This is a genomic window from Psychrobacter sp. P11G5, from assembly GCF_001593305.1.
Lineage (GTDB): Bacteria > Pseudomonadota > Gammaproteobacteria > Pseudomonadales > Moraxellaceae > Psychrobacter.
In genome coordinates this window covers 1,139,684-1,163,480 of sequence record NZ_CP012533.1, presented here as the reverse complement: position 1 = coordinate 1,163,480, position 23,797 = coordinate 1,139,684, and the positions used below count along the sequence as shown (strand labels likewise).

Genomic DNA, 23,797 nt, shown 5'->3' with positions numbered 1-23,797 from the left:
GTCGTTCAGCGGCATAGCAAAACTCCCCTTTATTCTCATAAAGGGTGATTTATTATCTATATCTTGAGTTGCGATTAATAGACTGCTTTGACTTTGTCATCATAACGCACGCCCGGCAGGATACATAACATCTCGAATAACAAGTTCGCTGCTAATACAGAGGTGTTACCAAACGGATCATATGGTGGTGATACTTCTACTAAATCTCCACCAACCACATCAAGACCACGCATACCCCGAATAATCTCGATACCTTGAGTTGATGTCAGACCACCGATTTCAGCCGTTCCCGTACCAGGCGCAAATGCTGGGTCAATACCATCGATATCGAAACTTAAGTAGACAGGACCATCACCCAATTTTTCACGCACTTCTGCCATCAATGGCGTCAGCGACTTATACCAGCATTCTTCAGCAGGCACAACACGAAAGCCTTGTTGGGTTGACCAGTCGAACTCTTCGGCACTATAGCCAGTACCTCGCAAGCCAATCTGTACCACACGGTTGCCATCGATTAAGTTTTCCTCAACAGCACGGCGGAACGGTGTACCATGAGCAATTTTTTCGCCAAACATATCATCATTGATATCAGCATGAGCATCGATATGCACCATACCGACAGGGCCATGTTTTTTGGCAAGCGCACGTAAAATAGGCAGTGCAATCGTATGATCGCCGCCCAAGGTTAATGGAATAGCGCCATGATTCACCACTTTTTCTGTATAGAACTTTTCGATAATATCGACGCTTTTTAGCAGGTTAAAGGTGTTGATAGGCACATCGCCAATGTCAGCGACTTGCAAAGATTCAAAAGGAGCAGCGCGAGTGGCAACATTATAAGGGCGAATCATGCGTGATTCATCACGAATTTGTCTAGGACCTAATCTTGCACCGCTGCGGTTTGATGCGCCAATGTCTAAAGGCACCCCAACAAAAGCCACATCCAGCCCTTCAGCATCAGCTTGAGTCGGCAGGCGCATCATAGAAGCAAAGCCGCCAAATCTTGGCATATCATTGCCACTTAGTGGTTGATTGAATTTCATAAATCACATCCTTGTTTCAGTTTGTTTAGAATAGGCAATTTTTTATATGCTTCGACAATACCTAAATATAGCAGCGTAGACCATGGTAAAATTCAGAAGTAAACTTCTAAAATTTCGTAGTAAAGAAGATTTAACCGTTATTATTAGAAGTTTGGTGAATATAAAATTACTTTTAAAAACGATAATAAAATCTAAACATTTGATAAGAATACCATTTATTCGTTAATGTGCAGTGAGCAACAGTAATATGTAATAGGTGTTCGAAAACTACCTGACCTTTAAAATACTCCCATTCCTATACACTTAATTTTTATATAGCGTGAATATAAATGCTCGATGAACTTATAAAAATAGACATAAAAACCCTACGTAGCTTTATGGCTATCGTAGAGTGTCAGGGTGTGACGGCCGCTCAATCACGGTTAAACGTTACCCCCTCTGTTATTAGCGGTCACTTGGCACATCTAGAAGACAGACTGGAGATGAAACTCTGTCATCGTGGCCGTGCTGGATTTAAGCTTACAGAAGATGGTATTGCCGTCTACGAGGCGTGCTTGAGCTTTACTGAAGCAGTTGCCAGCTTCCAACATCAATTGCATTATATTCGTCAATTAGATTCCGTTCGTGGTGGCCATATTCGCTTATGTTTGATAGATCAGATGCCAACGATTTTTTATGACGCCTTACGCCAGTGTCTCGCTGCCAGCTATCGTGATAATCCATTGATACACTTCTCTATCGATGTACAAAGCCCTGAGAGCATGTTAGAAAAGCTCTTGGGTAATGAAAGTGATATTGGCGTGGGCTATTTTGGCAGTTTTCCGCCTTTATTAACTTTTAAACATGCCTTTATTGAAGAGCAAGTAGTCTGCTGTGGACGCGAGCATATATTATTTCATGAATCAGAGGGCCTGACTTTCAAGTCTTTAGAACAAAACTACCCATGGATTAAAAGAGGATATATTACCGATGTCAGTATCAATCATATTCGCCCAAAAATATTAAGCGCTACTACCTATCAAATGGAAGCGACTGCGCAGCTTATCCTTGCAGGTCATCATGTTGGCTACTTGCCTCGTGATCTAGCAATGCGCTATGAAGAGATGGGCCTGATGAGAATATTACTGCCCGATGAAGCAAGTTACGAAGTTAAGCATCACTGGGCCTATCGAGAAAACCTGCATAAACACGTGGCTGATTTTCTGGAACAAATGCTTAGGCTATTAACTGAGCAAACACATTAGTTTAGTGAGCTCGCTTTCGTTAAAACTCCTTCGATAAACCTATCGTTTTATAAAAACTTGACGCATAAAAGCCCATAGAAAAAGGAGACGATATTATTATCATCTCCTTTTTTTATACAAACTTCATAACCAGTCAATTATTCAGCTGCGATGGCTATCATCTCAACCAATAGCTCAGGACGTGCCAATGCGGACTCACCACAAGCACGAGCTGGTGGCTGTATGCCTTCAAACCATTTATCCCATACTTCATTCATCGCGGCAAAGTCTGACATATCTTTTATCCAGACCGTCACTGATAGTAACTTTGATTTATCACTGCCCACCTCTTCTAACAGTGTTTGTATTTTCTCTAAACAAGTCAGTGTTTGCGCTTTGATATCATCTTCCGCATTGCCCACTTGACCGCATAAATAAACAGTCTGGTTATGAACAACAATTTTACTCATACGTTGATTGCTATGTAGCTTTTTCATCGTATTTAATCCTTAATTTATTAAAATATTTGAATCAGTGATGACTCAGTTAAGAAACAATAGCTTAGTTAGAAAAACGCTGGGCGCTAAACGGCTCAACATCAACCACGACAGGTTTGTTATGTATCAGCTCTTCAACGATACGCCCCGTCATAGGCCCTAGAGTGAAGCCTTGATGACTGTGACCAAATGCAAACCATAGTTTTTCATGTTTATGTGCAGGCCCAATGACCGGCTTCATATCAGGCATACAAGGACGTGATCCTGCCCACGCTTCACTCTCTACCGCATCTTCTAATGGTAGAATTTTTCTAGCAAATTTTAGTACTGTTTTTAATTGTCCAAAATTCTTTGGCGCATCCATCGTCGTCATCTCAGCACCAGTGGTAATACGGATACCTTGCTGCATTGGCCCCATGACAAAGCCTTTATCCATATCAAACATACTGTGATTGATATTATTTTTATCAGTTACTTTAAAGTGCTGATGATAGCCGCGCATCGGGAACAACGGCAAATTATAGCCAAGTGGTCTGATCAAATCATTAGACCAAGGTCCGGCAGCGATGACCAGCTTGTCACTATAATAAGTATCGTTATCCGTGATGACTTTCCAGCCTTCTCCATCTTGCACGATTTCTTTTACATCGCTCTCTTTGATCGTACCCTGCATATCTTGGAAGTTTTTTGCATATGCTTTTACCAAGGCGCTTGGGTTTGATACTTGCCACGAGTTTAACCAATGAATCGCACCGACGAAACCATCAAAATTAGCGCTAGGTTCCATCGCTTTTAGCTCTTCAACGTTCAATACATTATGCTCAACGCCTTGCTCACGTGCAGCGATAGCTGAAGCAATAGCTTCTTTAAAGGTGTCTTCAGAACGATGCAGCTGCAACCAACCATCACGAGTGATAAGCTCATCAGCGCCAGACGCTGTAATCATGTTCTGATGCTCACTGGTACAATGCGCAATCAGCGTTTGCCACTCTGCTTCGATCTGCTTAACAGTCGCAGGCGCAGAGTACTTCCAATACTGTAATAGCGCTTGATGATAACGCAAAATTGCTGGTATACGATAGCGAATATCAGTACCTTGATTAGGCAATACTCTAATCATTTCAGTAATTTGGCGCGGGAAAGGATGCGTATGAATTGCTTCGCGCTGGATCAAGCCAGCATTACCATATGAGGTCTCTGACCCTGGTAGTTTTTTATCTAACAACAACACCTGCGAACCGTTATTTTGTAGATGCCACGCAATCGATGTGCCAACCATACCAGCACCAATAACAATAACCTCATAGCGCATAGAATATCCTTTCCTGATAGGTAGTAGAGTCTTGCTTAATAGGGGGTGATAATAACGCGAACCTGACAATTAATAAACCCATATCTGACGGATTTTTTCGTTATCAGATACTTTTGGTTATAGGCATCTAATAAGAGGTAAATTGGTAGGAATAATAGGGACATTAAAAGAACATTTAATACGGAATTAGACTTTCAAACTATGAAGTTAGTTAACTAATTGCGCCTTTCTTATTACTTCCTCGGTATCAGAGGTCATTCCATATTGAGTGACACCAGAGATCCAGCCACTGTGAATGTCATTTGCGTTGATTTGAGAGTGTCCCAGACCGCCGCCATGTCATCTTGACGATGATCCCCCTTGTAGGTTATGTCTGTTGGGTAGTCCGGCGTCACGGGTGGTGATGTCTTTGTCATCTAGATCACCCATGCCGATACCGTCATAGAGGGCGCGGCTAATCACCGGACTGTCTTTATCACCATACCAATGGTTGAGCAAGACATAATCTATATATAGTCAGCTGGAAATAAAACTGTTATATGTATTTCAACGTGCTACTGGTATAAATTTTCCTTGCTGGCTGCTTGTGTATACTTCACAGAGCTTACGCAAAATTTATCCTTGCAACACTCTACCGTTTTAGAGTGCCTCGACTATAGCCAAGCCAGAAGCGCGGATATAGACATTCTTAGAATAGAAAATTAGTTTAAAACTGGACTCAAATTACGCTTATCGATCCAACCAAATTTAGTGCCGTTTTTATAAGAGACTTTTACCCAGTCTTCATTTTGATCAAAAGCTTCGATCGAATCACCTTTGATATAATAGTTTGGTGGAGACATTGATTTAAAGCTCTTGGACAGTATTTCAGCTCTGTCTGTTTTAACGTGATATTTTATTGGTAACGGAGGACACTTCTCTTTAAACTGTGCTTGAGAGTAGTTTGATGACTTGCCATATTTAAATTCAGATAGAGCAAGTTTATTATTCTCGACACAGTAGTAATCTTCTCCTGTGATAAGTGTACCGTCAGAGACATATTTTGAGATTATCCATTTATTGTCTATACGGTTAAAATAGTATGATCGATTAGCGTTTCCACGGTTAGAGAAATAATTCTTTAATATAAATCCAGAACGGTTGGTACGAGGATATATATCATAAAAAAACCAACCTCCATCGTCGGTATAGTTTGATGTATTCAGACTTAACTTATATTTACCATTTTTATCTCCAATCAGAACGAAAAGTTCATCACCTTGATGTAGGTTTAAATCATTGCTAGCATCATTAATACGACTAATGATCAAGTCGTCCATACCATCTGCATTAACATCGAAAGTAAATATTTCAAACTGATCTTCTGCCAAGCCCTTTTTGATTTCCTGTAAAGATAGCGATCCATTAAAGGTGAATTCTTCAATTGTGCCATCTATATTCCACGATTTAGAAATACCAATTTTTTTACCGTTCTTATATGTAATATCATAGATATAAATATTAGGATGTAACGAATATTTAACATAACAACGACCATTTTCGACGCCGTGGCTATAAGTGCATTCGCCTGTCAGATCACCCTGCTCATTCCAACTCTTAGTTATACCGTGCAAAACTCCATTAGAATAAGGATCTTCGCTTCTTTTCTGTCCATTTTCAAAATACTCCATCCAAATCCCTATCGGCATATTATCTTTATAGTGTGATTCTATTTTTTTATTGCCAGACTCAAACCATACGGTTCTCGCCCCCTCTCTTGGATAATAATTATCAGGATGAGCGACGTCCTCGTTATCGGTATACTCAAGATGGCCATCTGTCAAAATGTACGGATCAGTAAATTTGACTCCTGAGATAAAAAAGTCTTGCACTAAATAACTGTCATTCGGTAGCTCTTTAATGAGAACTCGATAATAGTACGCATCAGACTTAGAAGATTTTTCAAGACCCCATAGATCGTGAACACCCATATACAAGATGATCTTTTTTTTGCCGTTGCTGTTATTATTAATACTATGTACATCAGCCGTATTTATAGTTTCTTCATTACTTTGTTGAGATTCTGGAGAGAATGATTGTGCATTACAACTAACCATAAAAATCGGTACTATTAATAAAAAACACTTTATAAGACGGCTCATAAGTTGATACTCTAAAAAATAAATGATGTTTAACTATCTAGTTGATCCTTGTGCCCATCCATGCCAAGTGATCCCTAGTGCTTCCATATTAGCCTCACTTTTCTGAGGTGCGTTTTTTTGAGTGTTTGCAATAGGTGAATATGCTGTTGGAACATAGAATTCATATTGACTGATTGGACGAACATCAATACTTAGATGATTGCTCTGATTACCACCAAGCCTATAAAAATGGGTTCCATTGGGATGAGTTGCAATGACCAAAGCCACATGACTTGAATGATTTGATCTACTCATATAACAAGCGATAGCTCCATATATAGGTTTATCAATTTCTGTAAAGTTTACTGTATCCCTTCTAAACCCATCTGCTCTTACAACATCATATGAATCGCCCGTGCCACTAACCTTTGTAAAATTCGTTTCTTGCAAACAGTAATTAATAAATACAGCACACCAAGCTTGGCTACTTGTGTTCATTGTATTATAGCCAGAGGGTGTAAAATTAATAAGTTTAAAATAATTATCTGTGTCATCAATTCTATGTTCAGGTGTATCAATCCACTGCTTTCCTTCACGAATAGCTATTTCCATCCATGGAGCAATTTCAATATTCGTTTGTTCTACCTCTGGCCTGTGTACTCCAGTACTTACGCATTTAGAAGGATAGTTAAATAACTCTTTTAGAAGTCTAACATTTGTTCTTCGATGTTCTATACCATTTTCCCAACCATTGATTAGATATGTCAGCAAATTAACTTTATCATTATCTGCTACAAGATTCATATCTACAGTTCCATATGTAACGCTACCTTCTATGGTTTCAGTTTTTGGGTAGTCTATATCCTCGTCCTCTATACTTGCAGGCCTTCCACCTGACGGTCCTGTCCATCTTGAAGAGTTACTTAATACTTTGCCTTGTTTCCAAAACCAGCCTGAAACATCACACGACACTTCTAAAGATTCGTCAACGAGACTAGGATCAGATATCACATCTAAACCAGAATAACTTTTATATAGCTTATAGTTGTTCTTCCAAGTCAATTGTATTAGTCCACGACCTTTATATTTTGGACCATCACCCATTATAGTATTGCCGTTTTTAATCGCATCTTTATGTTTGCCAGGGTTATATTTGGTTCCATCTGAAAACTCTGTTGTTGTTGTAAAATAAGCTGATTCATGATGTGCTTGTGCTAAGAAATGAATGCGTCTTATACATGTATTAATATCATACTTTTCCAATATCTGGTTTAAATATAAAGTAAAACTTTCAAAGTTTCGTTCAGCTGGATTCAACACACATTTACTATGCGCAAATAACGCTGTATTATTTTGTCCATGTAGCGCCTGGAATATGTCTTCTAATTCACTAAGAGTTAGCTCTCTATTACAACTACAATCACCTAGTTTAGTAGTTACCTCTTTTGGCGATCCATCATCTCCTGCATTTGATTTTTGTTCTGTATCAACACGGTTTTTATTTCTACTTGCTTCAGAAGATTCACTTGCAGACAAATCATTATTATTTGAACTATCACTAGTTTTAGGCGTTTGCTCAGTAGCCTCATGATCTCTACGTACAGCATCATTTAAATCTTCAAACCCTTCTCTAGCTACTTCATTGATCCAATCAATGGTACTTTTTGCAGCATCTTCTACAGTATCAACAGCATCCATCACTGTATCTTGGAATCTATCAAATAGTCTTTCATCATCCTCAAGCGGCGGGGTTACCGTGGGTCTAGATGTAGGTTGCACTGTCTGTGAATCACTACCCCGTAGCCTAATCGTTTGTCCTATCTGTAACTTAGTAGGATCAGTAATACCATTTATACGTTGTAGCTCTTCGACCGATACGCCACTTCTTTGTGATATGCCTAAGAGCGTTTCACCTCTTTTTACCGTATAGTCGGTTTGAGATTTTAAAGAGTCAGGCTCGTCATTGGTACGTCCACGTAAACCGCTGTTTTCTGGTGGAATTTTTATCCATTGATCAGGGAGTATCTCGTCGGCGTTATCTATTTTGTCTTTATTTAAATTAAGCAGTATTTGCCATGTCGTATCGTACTGCTTAGCAATACTATATAGCGTCTCACCGGGCAACACTTTATGAGGTTTTCTGGTATATGAACCACCAGTTTCTGCAAGTTCTCGAAGTTTAATCGTTTGAATAGAAAAGGGCGCTTGAATTCTGATATTACCTTTTCGAGTAGGTACAGGAATAGAACGTTGAATATCAACCATCTCATTAGTCAGCGGATGACGGATACTGATATTTAGTACCGTACCAGACGATCGGCTTATCCAAGTACCAAGACCATCACTATCAGAGCGAGCACTACTAATAAGCTGTCTTAGCTCTCTAATTTCATGGTACAGATTAGATAAAGGTCTATTCATTAAATCAACAAAGCGGAGTTGAAATAGAATGCTTTTAGGTTGACTCATCATTATTCTCCTGATAAGCGTTTTGATTTAGAAGATAGTCTGATCCGTTGTTATCGTCTTTATTGGGCTCTTCTATTCCATCCTCTTCATCAGGTTCAAATTTAACTCCCCACTCTGCATCTTTAAAGCCGATTAAAACCTTAACCTCTTCTTCTTTATCGCTAATTACAGGAGCAGTACGTCCATGCGCGTCTAACACTCCTTCTATCAATTGCCCATCAGGACGTAGCATTTGAAACTCAATGTCCTTAAAGTTGTGCTGATAAAACAAATCATAAACATCCAGCTTGTTACTAAACAGCGGAACGGTCTCCGGCATCATAGGTACAGAGTAATTAGCCCTTGCTCCAGAGACGAGCGCCTTCTTCACCGCCTGAATCTTAATCGTCCCAGGACACACCAGCTTAATACCACTCTCATCAATGGTCAGTGACGCTCCTGCAGAGGTCTGAAACTTAATGCGCTTAGGACTTGAGATATTTACCTGACCTGACTCACTACCAATCGTCATCGACTGCTGACTGTGCAATTGCAACTCACCACCTTGTGCCTGTATTGCCACAGGCCCTGTATTGGCACTGATATGTAAACCCGATAGTTGAGCTTGACCACCAACTCCTGCTAATGACTCGATACTGTCTGCGCTCAGATTATAGTTACCTGCCACCACATCCGACTGCGTGCTGCCTGATTGCCGTATGATCGTCTTTGCTGTCCATAGGGTATTGCTTGCGGAGGCAAGGATGCTGTCTTTACTGACCAGCATCACATCGGGCGCACCAATTACTTCGGTTTGTAGCGTGTCATCGATGACTTGTGCTGCTGTTTTAAAAGCGTCTATCGATTGATTAGCAGTCTTCATAGCTTTCGTCGACTGCAGATGCACGTGCTTAGCCTCTGCTAGGGTCTCGGTTAGCTCAGATCCCAGTTTCAGCTGTCGTTGCCCCACGTCATTAACCCAAGCCGACTCGTGCTCAGACTGTGTGTGCCGGATACCAAAGGTGGAAAGTAGAACCCCTTCGTCTGCTGTTGCTTGCAAACCATGATCACTGCCAAGGTTAATACCCTGTCCGCTGGTTGTCGATTGATGGTTGCTATAGCGATGACGCAATACGCCTAATTCAAGCACATGCTCATCAGGAGCAAAGGTCGCTTTGTCTGTTATCGTTGGGTTTTGCGCATTGGCACGACTAGCGGTATTGACCGACCACTGCAGGCCAATCTTATTTGGGGTGTCATCAAAGCTTAGTGCAACCTCAGAGTCAGAAGTCAGTCCGTATTGAGCTATTCCTGATAGCCAGCCACTATGAGTATCATCCTCACGGATTTGCGAGTGACCCAGACCACCACCATGCCATCTTGGCGAGGATCCCCCTTGTAGGTTATATCTGTTGGATAGTCCGGCATCACGGGTAGTGACGTCTTTATCATCGGTGTCGCCCATGCCGATCCCGTCATAGAGGGCGCGGCTAATCACGGGACTGTCGATGTCGCCATACCAATGGTTTAAAAGGACGAACTGTCCAAGCCTAGGGGCGAACTGCCAGCCGTGAGTGGCGCCTGAGGACAGTTGTAATGAGCGTAGCGGCGGTGTTAGCCCATCGTCATGTGGGCTGATACCTGCCCAGACAGGGGTGGTGATGGTTTGTTGTAGACCGTCATCTGTGACACTAGAGTCGTAACTTGGCGAGGATGAAGTGCTGATATCGCCGGTACGAGCTTGGGTCAGACCTGTGTAGCTACTGCTGACAAAGGACTGCTGGCTTGGATAGGGACAGTAAGGAATAGCGGAGTCTAATAGCGTGGCGGTTACCCAGATGCCGGTGTCTCGAGCGATGTCGTAGCCGTGCTCGGGTATGGCGCTAAGTGCTGTTTGCGTTGCACTGTGCGTAAGCCAGTCTTTTATCAGCGCTTGGTTGTGGTAAGAGACGCTATCACTGTTAGGTTCGATACCGACGATGGTCATGCTGGTACAGTATGTAGATAAACGACTAATAGAAGGTAGGTTATTGATGCTAACCCGGCTACCGATACTTAGGCCACGCATGGCACCTGTGGCGCTATAGTATTCTCTATTGCAACCATTGGCGCGTACCCATTGCTCAGCTAAGCGGCTGGCAGATTCGTCGCTATATACCCGAGATGGTGCCCCTAATAAGACAGCAGTATCATCTAGTGCCAGCTGAGAGTCGTCATCTGCCACGCCTTCATAGATAGTATCAGTGGCGAGTCCATCGGCACGTACCACCACTGTGCGAGTGCCTAATTGCTTGGCGATCATCTGTAGCTCGTCAACAGAGTCTGTACCAGACTGTACTGAAGACTTCTCGTAGCTATAGTCAAGTGGTGATAACTCATTCTCGTCTAGCGCACTGACTAAAGACCAATAGCCAAGCTCATCCACAGAGTCACCTGATACCCATAATGTAGAGACCCCGATGTCGGCAAGCAAGCCGGTAATAAAGTCATAATCGCTGACATCAGACTGCATACGCATAGCAAGCTGTGTGGTTAATTGCTCTGATGAGAGTAGTTGCTCTGAGAGCTGCCAGTCAAAGTCGTAATCGCTAAGGATGCTGGTGAGGATATCCAAGGTAGATTGACGGGTAAAGCTGCGGGTATGAATGGACTGGGTCAATTGCCAGTCAGGGGTGACGATATCAAGGGTGTAAAAGTGCATGGCCCCATCAGAATGCTGATAACGAATTGCCTGAATGACGCCTGTCCGACAAGTAGGCATCCGATCTACAGATAGCGTGGTTAAGCAGACAGGTGTGCTGATTAAAGATAAACATGCGTCGATATCTGAGAAATCATAACTGAACACTAGTATGTGACTAAAGGAGCTTTGATTGAGGCTACTTGTCCAGAAAAAGGCACTTGGATAAAGGGAGGTAGTTGCTAAAATGTCACTGCCAACGCTGAGTTGGTGTAGACGGGCAGTTTGTGAGGGCATAAAAGGGATTCTCATCATTACGACATTAAAAGCAAAACCGATAGATTACCAACAAAAGTTACTAAACTATCCTATAAGAAAATTATAGGGTTTATTGAAATATTGTCAAGTATTAGTAACTATGGACACACTTATTAGGACATAAAAGTTTGATTTTAATTTCTATGCTATAGTTTGGTCTTTGTGTTTTCAGTGAAGTAATCGCTAATATTTTTGATGATTTGGAAGATTTAATAAATGAGTATTTACGCACAAAGACTGGCCTCTCAAATTGAATTCATTAAACAGTGTGCTTTAATGAAAAAAGCGCCTACTCAAGATTTTGCTAAACACAGTGATTTCACTTGTACTGAAGAACAAATAATAGGTTTGCCAGGTATCAGTCTGAACATCACCGACGATACCTCCGATGATGTTTGGTTGCGTTTAGAGCGATTGCGTGAAAACTCAGCACCTAAACCCAACAGCTCACTATTAGCACATTGGTTAACATTTCCAATCAAATTTAGCGATCAGCCTTTATTGAAAGAAAAAATCAATGTACAAAATTTAATAGATGATGGTGTTATCGCTTATGAAGAAGTATTCACCCCGTTTGAAGTCGAGGATAGCCATCAGGATAAGACATTAGAGGTAGAAGAAAAATTATCAGAAAAAGAAGTTTATCTAAAAGATTTTCCTGAAAGAGAATCTTTAAAAAATGAATTTAACGATTATCTCAAAAATATTTGGAAGCCTTGGCTAGTGCAAGAGAAGCTTGTACGCCAAAGTATTGCTTTATATGCAAAGTTATTTAAGCTCAATCAAATGCTACAAGGCAACCTAGCTGATGAATCGCTTGAGCTGGTTTGGGGTGTCGGTGTTGCTGTAAGACAAAACGCTAATAATGAGCAGAATAGCGGGCAAATAAAGTATCCATTATTAACACAATCTGTTGAAATCGACTTAGATCAAAAGACAATGGCTCTACTTATAAAGCCCAACCCCTCTCCTTCTACGCTTGAGACTGAACCTTTTTCTATTGATGAGAACCAAGGTTTGGCCAATCTATTAAAAGACAGTAAAGCGTTTTATGAATCAGAGGATGTTTTACTAAATCCGTTTTTGCCAAGTAGCTATGAGCCTATTTTAAAATCAGCAGTGACCTTGCTTGATGCTTCCGGCGTTTATTGGCCTGACCATACCATTGCAGATGAGCGAAAAATACCTAAGGCGCAAAATCACCTTATCGTCACTGATACATGGGTCATTATGGCGCGTCCTAGAAGCAATAATATATTTTTGCAAGATTTAGACAAGTTTGCCATTCAGCTTGAAAATAGCGATGACCTTCCTTTACCAAGTGCGCTTATAGCAATGTTGACCGAACCTGCTACAGAAAATAAAGAAATTATACTACCTGCTTATCGTGGTTTATCTATGGTCAGCGGCAGTGAAAATTATACAGGCACGCCAGCTGAGCTATATTTTCCTAAAGCATTCAATGATGAACAAGTACAAATCGTACAGCAACTAAATGTCCATGACGGCGTTGTCGTTCAAGGTCCTCCTGGCACAGGCAAGACTCATACCATTGCCAACGTTATTTGTCATTACTTAGCGCTGGGTAAACGCGTGTTAGTCACGTCGATGAAAGATCCTGCATTAAAGGTGCTGCAAGAAAAACTGCCTGAATCCATTCGCCCACTAGCGGTTAGTCTACTGACCAGTGAAAACGAAGGTTTAAAGCAGTTCGAATATACGATTAAAAAAATATCAAGTGAAGTATCTAGTATCAATCGAGATGCCTACAAAAAAGAAATCGTCATGCTTGATAACCAAATCGATACCATTCATGCGCAACTGGCCAGTACTGACAATAAGATTACGGCTTGGGCGCGGTTAAATCTTGATGATATCGTTATAGATAGCGAAACCATCAAGCCAATAGATGCAGCGACTGAGGTTGCTCAAAACAGGCAGCTTATCGAAAGCTTTCTAGATACATTAGGCATAGAAGAGACGTTTAGGCCTAGATTTACTCATGCCGATATGACTGAACTAAGAAAAATAAGAATAAAGCTCGGAAGCGATTTGGATTATCTTGATAAAAAAACACCTGCTGTTGCAGACTTCCCTTCTATCAATACCATAAAACAACTGCACAAGGATTTGAGTTATCTCAATGAGTCGCAGGAGGCTGAAAAGCAAGGAGCGCTACCAAGCTTAGCAAACGAAAACGATAGCACTATCAGCATGGCTCACGATGCTGCTTCTAATACCTCTCGTTTAATTGATCTTCTTCAAAAGATTGTAACGGCTGGGCAGGATTGGACGACTCATATTCAGCAGCACTTAGCTGATGAGACTAAGCAAGACATCATCGCTCATCTAACTGTACTCAACGATGAGATTAAGTCGCTTTTTAATGAGAGAACCATTTATTTAACCAAACCTATCACGATGGCTGATAGTTTTGATAAAAATCCAGAGCTTGTTGACGCGGTCAAAAACTTATCCGAAGGCAAGAAACCATTTGGTATCGCTGGGATTTTTGGTAAGTCTGCTGAGAAGAAAATCCTTGAAGCTATCACGATTGTCTCTTCGCAACCCTCAACTGTAGAAGACTGGCAATATATATCTAGCTATATAGACTTTAGAAAAAAATCTCAGGCGCTCATTATTCGTTGGAATGCATTATCGAATGACCTACCCCTACCAATATTCGATGTAGCACCTGATAACTTGTCTAATTTAAATTCAGCCGTTCATTTATATAGAGACATTGTCGATAGCAACAACCTACAACACATTATTAAACAAGCGTTACATGCTATTTTCTTGGACTGGGATATTATTTCTACCGCACCTTATAATAAGGATGTTTTAGTTAAAATTGAAGGTATTCTTAAACAACATTTGAAGAGACATGGTTTAGCAGAAAGTCTCACGCTAAAAGAAAATTTACTTAATAAGCTTGCTGACTGTAATGGCGTCATTAGTGAACAAATAACGCTCTTTTTAAATCAGAAAATCGGTAATTTGTCGTTGTCAGATGAGGCCTTAAGTACGGAGTGGGAAGAGCTACTCAATGAGCTACAGCGAGTAAATAATCTTGCAACAGACTTACAGACGGTCACTGCCGTTACTCAGCTTATCGACGACAGTGGCGCGCTACTCTGGGCAAATCAATTACGCCATGAGCCTTGTCTTAATTCTCAAGATACGTTGTCATTTGATACACTGTCATCTGATGACTTGCTGCCTGATAACTGGCAGCAGATTTGGCGTCTTAGCCGATTGATGGGCTTTATAGACAGTATAGATGGTCGCAAAGAGTTGGTTGATCTCACCAAAACTCGTAGCCACTTAGAGTCAGATTTGGCAAGACTCTATCAAGAAGCAATCACCAAAAGAGCATGGCTAAAAGTCGCTGAGAATGCGACGCCAAACGTTAGGGCGTCTTTAGAGAAATACCGCTCTGCCATTATGCGTATTGGTAAAGGGACAGGCAAAGGCGCACATTATTATCGCCGTGAAGCGCGAGAAGCCTCTGCGGGAGCAAGTGCTGCTATTCCATGTTGGATTATGCCGCATTATCGTATTTCTGAATCCTTGCCAGCAGAGTTCGGAAGTTTTGACTTGGTTATCATTGATGAAGCGTCCCAATCTGATTTAACAGCGTTACCAGCCATCATGAGAGCGAAGAAAGTTCTAATCGTTGGTGACGATAAGCAAGTGTCACCAGAAGGCGTTGGTCTCGATATCGAAAAAATTCGTAATTTGATGGCACAGTATTTGAGCAATCAAGTCCCTGTCTATCGCTCACAGATGTCACCTGATCGTTCAATATATGATTTATTTAAAGTCGTTTTTGCTGATAGCAGCGTCATGCTAAAAGAGCACTTTCGTAGTGTTGCGCCTATTATTGAGTTCTCAAAGCGTGAATTTTATAATCATGATCTGATACCGTTACGTAAAGCCAAACCTTCAGAGCGCTTAGATCCACCACTGATTGATGTATACGTTACCGACGGCTATCGCATTGAAGGCTCTAATATCAACCCTTCAGAAGTCAGGTTTATTTTCGATGAAATCAAAACCATCGTTTCTGACCCAGCTTACAAAGGTAAAACCATCGGCGTCGTCTCATTATTAGGCAATAAGCAAGCGCATAGTATTATGGAGATACTCAATAAAGAATTGGATGAGACTCTCATGACCACTTTTGATATTGCCTGCGGTGATGCGAGAACCTTTCAGGGTAAAGAGCGCGATATCATGTTTTTGTCGTTGGTAGTGGCACCCGGAGCTGCCCATGCACAAACGAGAGACACTTTTGCCCAGCGGATGAATGTTGCTGCATCGAGGGCGCGCGATAGAATGTATTTGGTACGCAGTATTGAGTTGGATGAGCTTAGCCAAGCTGATCATTATCGAGCAGAACTCATCAAACACTTTCAAGCACCATTTATGCAACATGAAGAAGAAGTCGTTGATTTGCGCGATAAGTGTGAGTCGCCTTTTGAAACAGAAGTCTTTGACCTTCTGGTTGAAAGAGGCTATCGAGTGGTTCCTCAGGTTAAAGCAGGTGCTTACCGAATTGATATGGTTGTCGAAGGCGAAAACGACAATAGCTTAGCTATCGAATGTGATGGTGATAGATATCATGGGCCTGATAAATGGGATAGTGATATGCAGCGTCAGCGTATTCTTGAACGTGCTGGCTGGAAATTTTGGCGCTGCTTTGCTTCCACTTTTGTAACCCGTAAAGATGAAGTCATACAAGACTTATTAGCAGAGTTGGAGCGTTTAGAGATTTATCCAATCGCTACTGATTCTTTATATAGTAGCTCATATGTTGAATCTAGAGTCGTCACTACTGTTGAAGAACCAATCATTGATATCGAAGCTGATGCTTAGTTAAAATATTAAAAATGGTGGCTGTATAACCTTAAACAGTCACCACCACACCGGATCATCACTCGCCAGCATCTCTAAGGACTTCCTAGAGCGCTTAACCTCAACTTCATCTGCAGACAACTCAGCGATAAATCGTGAGGGCTTGTCAAAATACCCTGAATAACTGGCAAAATAATCTGGCGCGGTTAGATACAGTCTGCTCTTAGCACGGCTACAGGCGACATAGAATAATTTTCGCTCCTCTTCTAATTCCTCAAAGTCATCTAAAGAGCGATGATGCGGCGTGATACCATCGACTAATGAATTGACAAACACCACTGGCCACTCTAGCCCTTTGGCACTATGAATGGTCGAGATAGTGACTTTGTCTTTATCGTTTTCCTCAGGCTGACTGGTCGTTGCCACTGAGTCATTGGGAGGATCTAATGCCAAATTTTCTAAGAAATTATCAAGACTGCTATGCTCTGTTACCAAGTTTTTGAGAACGCGAAAGTCCTCGCTACGCTCACGCCAGTTCTCTTCAATCGTTTTTAAAACAGGAATATAAAACTCTAAAATACGCTCAATAATAGTCTCGACTGATTCTTCCTGACTTGCCTTAGTCAGAGTATGATACAAAAGCTCAAGTTGCTCACTTTTTTTGGCAAACTTTGCCGTCAGCAATGGCTCAAAAGAATTATTATCAGCATTAATTGCTTGAGTCAAACGCGTCGCAGTGACTGCCCCAACTCCTTGGAACAAGGTCAAAATTCGGTGCCATGCAATCGTATCATTGGGATTATAAAGAATTTTAATAAAGGCCAACACATCCTTGATATGACGGCGCTCAACGAACTTAATACCCCCTACCACGATAAATGGAATATGACGCTCCATAAATTCTAACTGTACATAATTGGACTGAAAAGACGTACGGCACAGTACCGCAAAATCATTGTAATCCTGATCTGGCTTTAATTCGATAATCTTATCGGCAATAAACTTAGCTTCTTTTGTTTCATCACTCAGGCGGCTAAATATCGGCTTTTCGCCCGTTATAGTAGCGTTTGAATAGAGCTGTTTTTGATACCCCAAGGTGATTTGTGCGGACAAGGCATTGATATAATTTAAAACAGCAGGCGTACTGCGATAGTTTTGCTCCAGCTTAATGAGACTCGCCTCAGGATAGGTCTCACCGAACAGTAGAATATTTTCGTAGTTTGCGCCGCGAAAAGCATAAATACTTTGATTGTCATCACCGACCACCATCAGTGATACCGATTTAGGCTCACAAATCAAATCTATCAGCTGCTTTTGCGGGATATTGGTGTCTTGATATTCATCAACCATGATGTAGCAATATTGATTTTGTAGTAATTGTCTAAATGTGTCATTGGTCTTTAAATGGCGCACGACTTGGCTAATAATATCGTCAAAGTCGTAAAGATGATTGGCGCGCTTATACTCATGAAAATCAATTGCTAACTGCTCGATAATGGGAATATGTACGGCGATATCAGGATAATTACTTTCGATTAAGTCGCGGATATGAATGCGTCTATTTCTAGAAGTAGAGATGATATTTTGCAAGGTCTTTTTACGCGGAAAGGCTTGGCTTTTGGTTTGCGCAGGATACTTTTTTTCTTTATGAATTAAATCGATCGCATCCTCGCTATCGCCTGTATCCAAGATAGTAAATCTTGGATTAATACCAAGCAGCCCTGAATACTGGCGCAATAGCATATTGCAGAATGAGTGAAAGGTTCCACTGGTGATATCGTTTAACGCTTTGCTGGTCGGTAGTATATCTTCTGATAATTCATCATCAGACAAAGTATTATTTAGCAGCGTCTTAGCGCGACTCTTAATCTCATTCGCCGCTTTACGAGTAAAGGTTAGTAGCAAAATGCTTTTGGGTGTCACCCCATTTTCTAACAAATAGCTGGTGCGATAAGTCAACGTTTTGGTCTTACCAGAGCCAGCACCTGCGATGACCAATACCTTGCCATCGATAGTAGTGGCTGCTAACAATTGGTCAGGATTTAGCTCACTGGCATAGTCTACTTTTAACCCTAATTCACCATTCAATCTTTGCTTCAGCAGCTCGATATTTGCATCGTTATCAGCGTCGATTAGATTGGCCTCGAGCTTCTTTATCGCCTTTTCAAGACGCGTAAGCTTAGGCTTAATCTCCATAAAGTTCTGCGGATAATTATAGCGGTGAGTATCAAAAATCGTGGTAGTCATTGCAGGATATTGCCTTTAATTTTGGGTAAAAACTGTCTATTTAAAATTATTGAATTAAAAATGGTACTTCGTTAATAGGTTGTATATTAAGTCACTTTTAACGACCTATAAAAAAACCTGTCACTATTTTTCATAAGGCTTTGCAACGATATGAAAAGTAGTGACAGGTTATAGATATGCAATAGGCTTTGAGCTCCTATTACTCAGCTTAGACTAAATGACACCTAAGTTAAGCAATATTTAACGACCTAAGACTGCACGCGGATCGATAGGATTACCATTCAAGCGCACTTGGAATTGCAGTGCTACTTGGTTGGTCTGGCCGCTGCTACCCATACTGGCAATACGTTGACCGAGCTGTACTGCTTCGCCTTCTTTGACGAGTAGCTGGCTGTTGTGCGCATAAGCGGTAATGTAATTGCCACTATGACGAATCATAATAAGATTGCCATATTCTGTTAGCCCATCGCCAGAATACAGTACCGTTCCACTTTGGCTAGCAAGTACTGGATCACCTTCTTTACCAGCAAACCACATGCCCATGTTGCCAGATGAGGCATCAAAATTGCGGATTACTTGGTTACGGCTAGGATACTCGTAACCTGCTGTCGAGTTAGCAGTTACCTCATAAGCAGGAGTTGAGCCAGTCGTAGGCGGTGGTGTGTACTGCGGCTGCGGAGTCGATGGTGTAGCAGCAACGTTATAGTTGTTGTTACTAGTAGGACGTACAGACGCGCTTTGCTCACCGTGCCAAAGCTTGAGCCATTGACCACTATAGATAGTATATTTACTATCAAGACCGTTAAGTGCACCGATTTGACGATAATTTAAGCGATAACGTGAAGCAATTTGACTAACAGTATCGCCACGTCTGACAAGATGATAGTTAGGTACACCTTGGCTATTGGTGATGATTTTAGGACCTGATTGTGCAGAATTTTGATAAGTAGGCTTAGTCGCACAGCCTGTCATCGCAACCGCTAGAGTTCCGACTAAAGCAGCAGTCGCCAGCTGCGACTTAGAAATAAGCTTTTTCATACAAGGTTTCCTATTCTTTATATTACTCACGATTATCGTGTTGTTATCTTTACAGTTTATAGAGTTATACCGCCGCTATTATAACCATAATATGGCTCTATTTATAGAATTTGACTCTATTTATAAAAACAGTACTTCTAATATTAAATATCAATATATGAGCGCCTTACAAAGCTAAGGTCGAGAGTCGATCAAGCGCATAAGTCGGCGTATGATGCAGACGAACAGGTGATAAGCTAATGTAGCCTGCTGCGACGGCTTGAGCATCAGTATAGACAACTACGCTATCGTTATTATCTGTTATCGATTGATTTTTAAGCTCAAGGCTGTTTATACCTAGAGGCTTATATCCATTTATAGAATCATCATTAAACGTATCGATAGAAGCGCCGCTATACTCTTCGGTTTGCGGATTTTGGCAGTTTTTTAAACACAACCAATAGGCATCACGGCCACGTGGATCCACTATCTGATGTACAGGGTTTGCCAGTAGACTATGTTCTAGAGTCGTGACCTTACGTCCCTTAATAGCCTCAGCCGTGTCTACATTAGGAATATTGACGTTTAGTACATGATAGGGCAAACGCGTGATTTCTTCCAATATAGGGGTTTCAGTCAATAGTTTAACGATTTCTTCTGCTGCCATTTGATAATGACTGATTTTATCCTCTCCGTTACCCTTGATTTTACCGCCTACTAACGAGGTTGCAATCGCTGGTACGCCAAAGAGTTGGGCAGTCAACGCCGCACCAAAAGTACCTGAAAAAAATACCTTTTGCCCTAAATTGTCTCCAGAATTAATACCTGTAATCACACAGTCAAACTGAACATCTGAATAAAGCTGATGTAACGCAAGATAAACACAATCTGCAGGTGAGCCATTAACGGCAATAAACCCTGATGGCAGCTTGTGGGTATATAATGGCTGTGAGATATGGAGCGAGCTTGCGCTACCGCTCTCTTCTGCATTTGGTGCAACGACCATTACCTCTCCTACTTTAGAGAGTGCTTGATATAACGCTAATAATCCTGGCGCATGTATCCCATCATCGTTACTAATTAAAAACTTCATATCAGCTCAATATAATCATATCTTATTTTCTGGCTGCTTATTATTTTCTAGCCGCTTACTCGCTTACTATAGTTTCATTGCTACTGTTCATATGACTTATCAATATAGACAGCACAATGTAGCAATGCTTTGATGTAAAAGATAGTTTTTGTGAGCTAAAGCGCAGCAGATAAATATAGATATAAAAAAGTAAAAAATAAAAACGTCGTATAAATACAATGTCATTTGAAATACAGTTGTCAGCGTAATAATAGTTATACTTTAATGAATACCTATTCATAGATAAGTAAGTCAATAGCGAGTCTATGTGCATAGAATCACTTGATATATAGAACTACTATATAACCTTGAAAGCGATTATAACTTAATAGTGGACATTCATAAACTAACGCTTAACTTATTACCTTAAAGTCAAGTATAATCAATCAGTTGCAATTGTACCTACGAATGCTTGATGACTCCTTTAACATTACAAAATCCACCTTTGTGGATGTATATACTGATACTGATTGGTCACCATTTAGCGTATTTTTTCGTTACAATAGGCAACAACGAACAACAATAGACAATTATCTATTAAGGCTGATGTAACTTATGGGCAGATGCTACTGATATGTTGCTACGAATCGCCATCAGGTCACAAGACATCTACACATAAGCCAATATTTTATGTGACTTTTATTTTTTTTCCGATTACCATAACACCATTAAATAACGCAAAGCGAGTGTGATACCGAATGAAGAATCAATCGATATTAGCTATGATTTCTATAACGACAAAAACAGTTTCGAAAATAGCCTCAAAAGTTGGCCTTGTTGGATTGATAGCCTCTGTTGCCATGTTAGCACAAACGTCTAATGCAGCTAATGGTAATGTCTCTACCATTCCTCTTGATATGTCTGGTGTTAGTATTACTAAACATGAGATTGCTGTTATGCAGGTACTGTCTGAGATTTGCCCACCGATGCTAAACAAAAGACAAAAACAACGGTTTTACAAATCTTATAATACACAGCTACATGAACTTATGCCTTCTTTAGAAGACCCTAAAGCGGCTATACAGTATTTGTCAACGCAGCAAGATTATCGTCAAATTCTACAAAGCATTCGTAGTTGGACTCTTGGATTCTCCAAACAAGACAACAAAGCGCTTTGTGAAGACTTAGCGAACGCAGAGTACTAATGACTGGCATACTGCCAACCTAGCAAAAACAAGTTTTAATGGTAATTTAGCTATAAGTAAGCTACTAATAAAACAATTATAAGAGCTTTTTTATACATAATAACTCACTGCATAATCGCTTTAACCCAAACTGAGCTTGCTACCCCTCACTCTGAAAGCTAAGAGTAAAGGGTAGCAAGCTTTTTTGTATTAAACCTTTATAAGACATTTGTACAAGTTTAAAACCTCTATATAACCTGCGTATAGTAAAGCCATCACTATCCTAAATAGTTTCTCGCATCTTTTAACAAATTAAATCTAAATGATAGTCATCATAGCTGTTGCTGTAGACTGTTTTTTAGACTATTCTTGCCCACATTGTCGACGTCTTATTTTATCGTATTTATTGTTTCCCCATCGGGTAGCATTTTGCTAAGATAAGGCCTTAATTTTATGTCCACCGTCAGCTTCAAATGCTTGTATCAGTATAGTTGGCGGTAGACGCATTGGGTTTCATGATGTGGTGTAACAATCTATGACAGTAAAGCTTGTAAAACAACAGCTCGTACAGCTGGTAGTTGGTGTTAGCTTATCTTTAAGTGCAGTAATGGCAAATGCCGCCATTCAACCACCGGAGATGGATAATACCGCCTATGTATTGATGGACTATAATACTGGTGAAATACTAGCGCAAAAAAACGCTAACCAGCCTCTACCACCAGCCTCATTAACCAAAATGATGACCAGTTATATCATCGAGCAGCGTTTAAGCTCAGGCGACTTGACCGAAGATGAGCAAGTACTGATGAGCAAAAACGCGTGGTGTCGCGGTAGCAGTAGCCAGTCTTGTATGTATGTGCCAGTGAACAAAACCGCCAGTGTCATCGACATGCTACGCGGTATCATCATTCAGTCAGGTAATGACGCATCAAAAGCAATGGCTGAGCATATTGCAGGTAGCGAAGCGTCATTTGCAATATTAATGAATGAACAAGCCAAAAAGCTTGGAATGGATAATACGCACTTTGTGAATGCAACGGGCATGCCTGATGAAGGTCACCAAGCATCAGCACTTGATTTAGCAAAGCTTGCGCGCGCTATCATTAAAAATAGCGGTGAGTACTATGACATCTATGCTGAAAAAGAATTCACCTACAATGGTATCACTCAAGGCAATCGTAATGCTTTACTTGCCACCGATCCTACCGTAGATGGTTTAAAAACGGGTCATACTGATGCAGCAGGCTACTGTCTGGTTGCCTCAAGTAACCGTGATGATATGCGTCTGATTTCTGTCATTATGGGTACAGAAAGCCAGCAAGCGCGTGCTGATCAGTCGCGAGAGCTGCTTAACTGGGGTTTTGGACACTTTACTACCGTGACTAAAGCACCGTCTGGTCAGTTTGTTAGCAAGCTACCAGTATGGTTTGGAGAGGCAGATGAGGTAGAGTTGGCAACAGGCGATACTCTACAAATTCTAACCAGCAAAACTCAAAAAAACAAAATCACTACTGTTGTTGATATTCCTGACAGCATAGAAGCACCTATCAAAAAGGGTCAACAAATCGGTAAAATGTTGGCAGTAATTGATGGTAAAGCAGTAGCTTCAGTGCCTATCGTAGCGACCAATGATGTCGAACAATCAGGCTTTATGAGCCGGATGTGGCAGCATGTGGTACGCTGGGCACAGAACTTGTTCTAAGTTTATTAGAATAATAGCCAGTCAATTATTTTTGATAAGCTTATAAACATAAAAAAGACGCTTCTAATCAAGCG

14 protein-coding genes are annotated in these 23,797 nt (G+C 40.9%); 4 read left to right on the top strand and 10 right to left on the bottom strand.

Annotated elements, in window-relative coordinates; all coding sequences use genetic code 11:
• Nucleotides 1-74 precede the first annotated feature (74 nt).
• A complete protein-coding gene (gene speB / locus AK825_RS04870; RefSeq protein ID WP_068035022.1) occupies nt 75-1,043 on the bottom strand; it encodes an agmatinase in 969 nt (322 codons plus the stop codon).
• 329 nt (nt 1,044-1,372) lie between these two features.
• Here speB and AK825_RS04865 point away from each other — a divergent pair, with 329 nt between their 5' ends.
• A complete protein-coding gene (locus AK825_RS04865) occupies nt 1,373-2,287 on the top strand; it encodes a LysR family transcriptional regulator (protein ID WP_068035021.1) in 915 nt (304 codons plus the stop codon).
• Between the two features lie 137 nt (nt 2,288-2,424).
• On the opposite strand, the gene AK825_RS04860 is transcribed toward AK825_RS04865, so the two are convergent.
• The 6 genes from AK825_RS04860 to AK825_RS04840 form a co-directional block, all read right to left on the bottom strand.
• Nucleotides 2,425-2,763, bottom strand: coding sequence for a RidA family protein (locus AK825_RS04860; RefSeq protein WP_068035018.1), 339 nt, complete (start codon nt 2,761-2,763; stop codon nt 2,425-2,427).
• Between the two features lie 64 nt (nt 2,764-2,827).
• Nucleotides 2,828-4,075, bottom strand: coding sequence for an FAD-dependent oxidoreductase (locus AK825_RS04855; protein ID WP_068035016.1), 1,248 nt, complete (start codon nt 4,073-4,075; stop codon nt 2,828-2,830).
• A gap of 339 nt (nt 4,076-4,414) precedes the next feature.
• Entirely contained in the window at nt 4,415-4,573 is a 159-nt protein-coding gene (locus AK825_RS14750) for a hypothetical protein (protein ID WP_158511266.1), read from the bottom strand.
• A gap of 203 nt (nt 4,574-4,776) precedes the next feature.
• The gene (locus tag AK825_RS04850; RefSeq protein WP_068035014.1) at nt 4,777-6,216 is read right to left on the bottom strand and encodes a GW dipeptide domain-containing protein; all 1,440 of its coding nucleotides are present in this window, start codon (nt 6,214-6,216) and stop codon (nt 4,777-4,779) included.
• Nucleotides 6,217-6,249: 33 nt separating this feature from the next.
• Nucleotides 6,250-8,664, bottom strand: coding sequence for a LysM peptidoglycan-binding domain-containing protein (locus tag AK825_RS04845; protein ID WP_068035013.1), 2,415 nt, complete (start codon nt 8,662-8,664; stop codon nt 6,250-6,252).
• On the bottom strand, nt 8,651-11,620 hold the full coding sequence (locus AK825_RS04840; protein ID WP_068035012.1) for a contractile injection system protein, VgrG/Pvc8 family: 2,970 nt from the start codon (nt 11,618-11,620) through the stop codon (nt 8,651-8,653). Before AK825_RS04840 ends, AK825_RS04845 begins: the two co-directional genes overlap by 14 nt.
• 237 nt (nt 11,621-11,857) lie before the next feature.
• Here AK825_RS04840 and AK825_RS04835 point away from each other — a divergent pair, with 237 nt between their 5' ends.
• The gene (locus AK825_RS04835) at nt 11,858-16,522 is read left to right on the top strand and encodes an AAA domain-containing protein (RefSeq protein WP_068035010.1); all 4,665 of its coding nucleotides are present in this window, start codon (nt 11,858-11,860) and stop codon (nt 16,520-16,522) included.
• A 39-nt stretch (nt 16,523-16,561) separates the two neighbouring features.
• Here the strand turns inward: AK825_RS04835 and AK825_RS04830 are convergent, their stop codons facing one another.
• The 3 genes from AK825_RS04830 to surE form a co-directional block, all read right to left on the bottom strand.
• A complete protein-coding gene (locus tag AK825_RS04830; protein WP_068035007.1) occupies nt 16,562-18,748 on the bottom strand; it encodes a UvrD-helicase domain-containing protein in 2,187 nt (728 codons plus the stop codon).
• 240 nt (nt 18,749-18,988) lie between these two features.
• Complete coding sequence (locus tag AK825_RS04825) at nt 18,989-19,786, bottom strand: M23 family metallopeptidase (RefSeq protein ID WP_068035006.1); 798 nt, start codon at nt 19,784-19,786, stop codon at nt 18,989-18,991.
• Between the two features lie 166 nt (nt 19,787-19,952).
• On the bottom strand, nt 19,953-20,858 hold the full coding sequence (gene surE, locus AK825_RS04820; RefSeq protein WP_068035005.1) for a 5'/3'-nucleotidase SurE: 906 nt from the start codon (nt 20,856-20,858) through the stop codon (nt 19,953-19,955).
• Nucleotides 20,859-21,697: 839 nt separating this feature from the next.
• On the opposite strand from surE, the gene AK825_RS04815 reads away from it, so the two are divergent.
• Nucleotides 21,698-22,042 carry a hypothetical protein gene (locus tag AK825_RS04815; protein WP_227514120.1) on the top strand — a complete coding sequence of 115 codons (345 nt, stop codon included), beginning with the start codon at nt 21,698-21,700 and terminating at the stop codon, nt 22,040-22,042.
• Nucleotides 22,043-22,556: 514 nt separating this feature from the next.
• Nucleotides 22,557-23,723, top strand: a complete 1,167-nt coding sequence (locus AK825_RS04810; protein ID WP_068035003.1) for a D-alanyl-D-alanine carboxypeptidase family protein — start codon at nt 22,557-22,559, stop codon at nt 23,721-23,723.
• Nucleotides 23,724-23,797 lie beyond the last annotated feature (74 nt).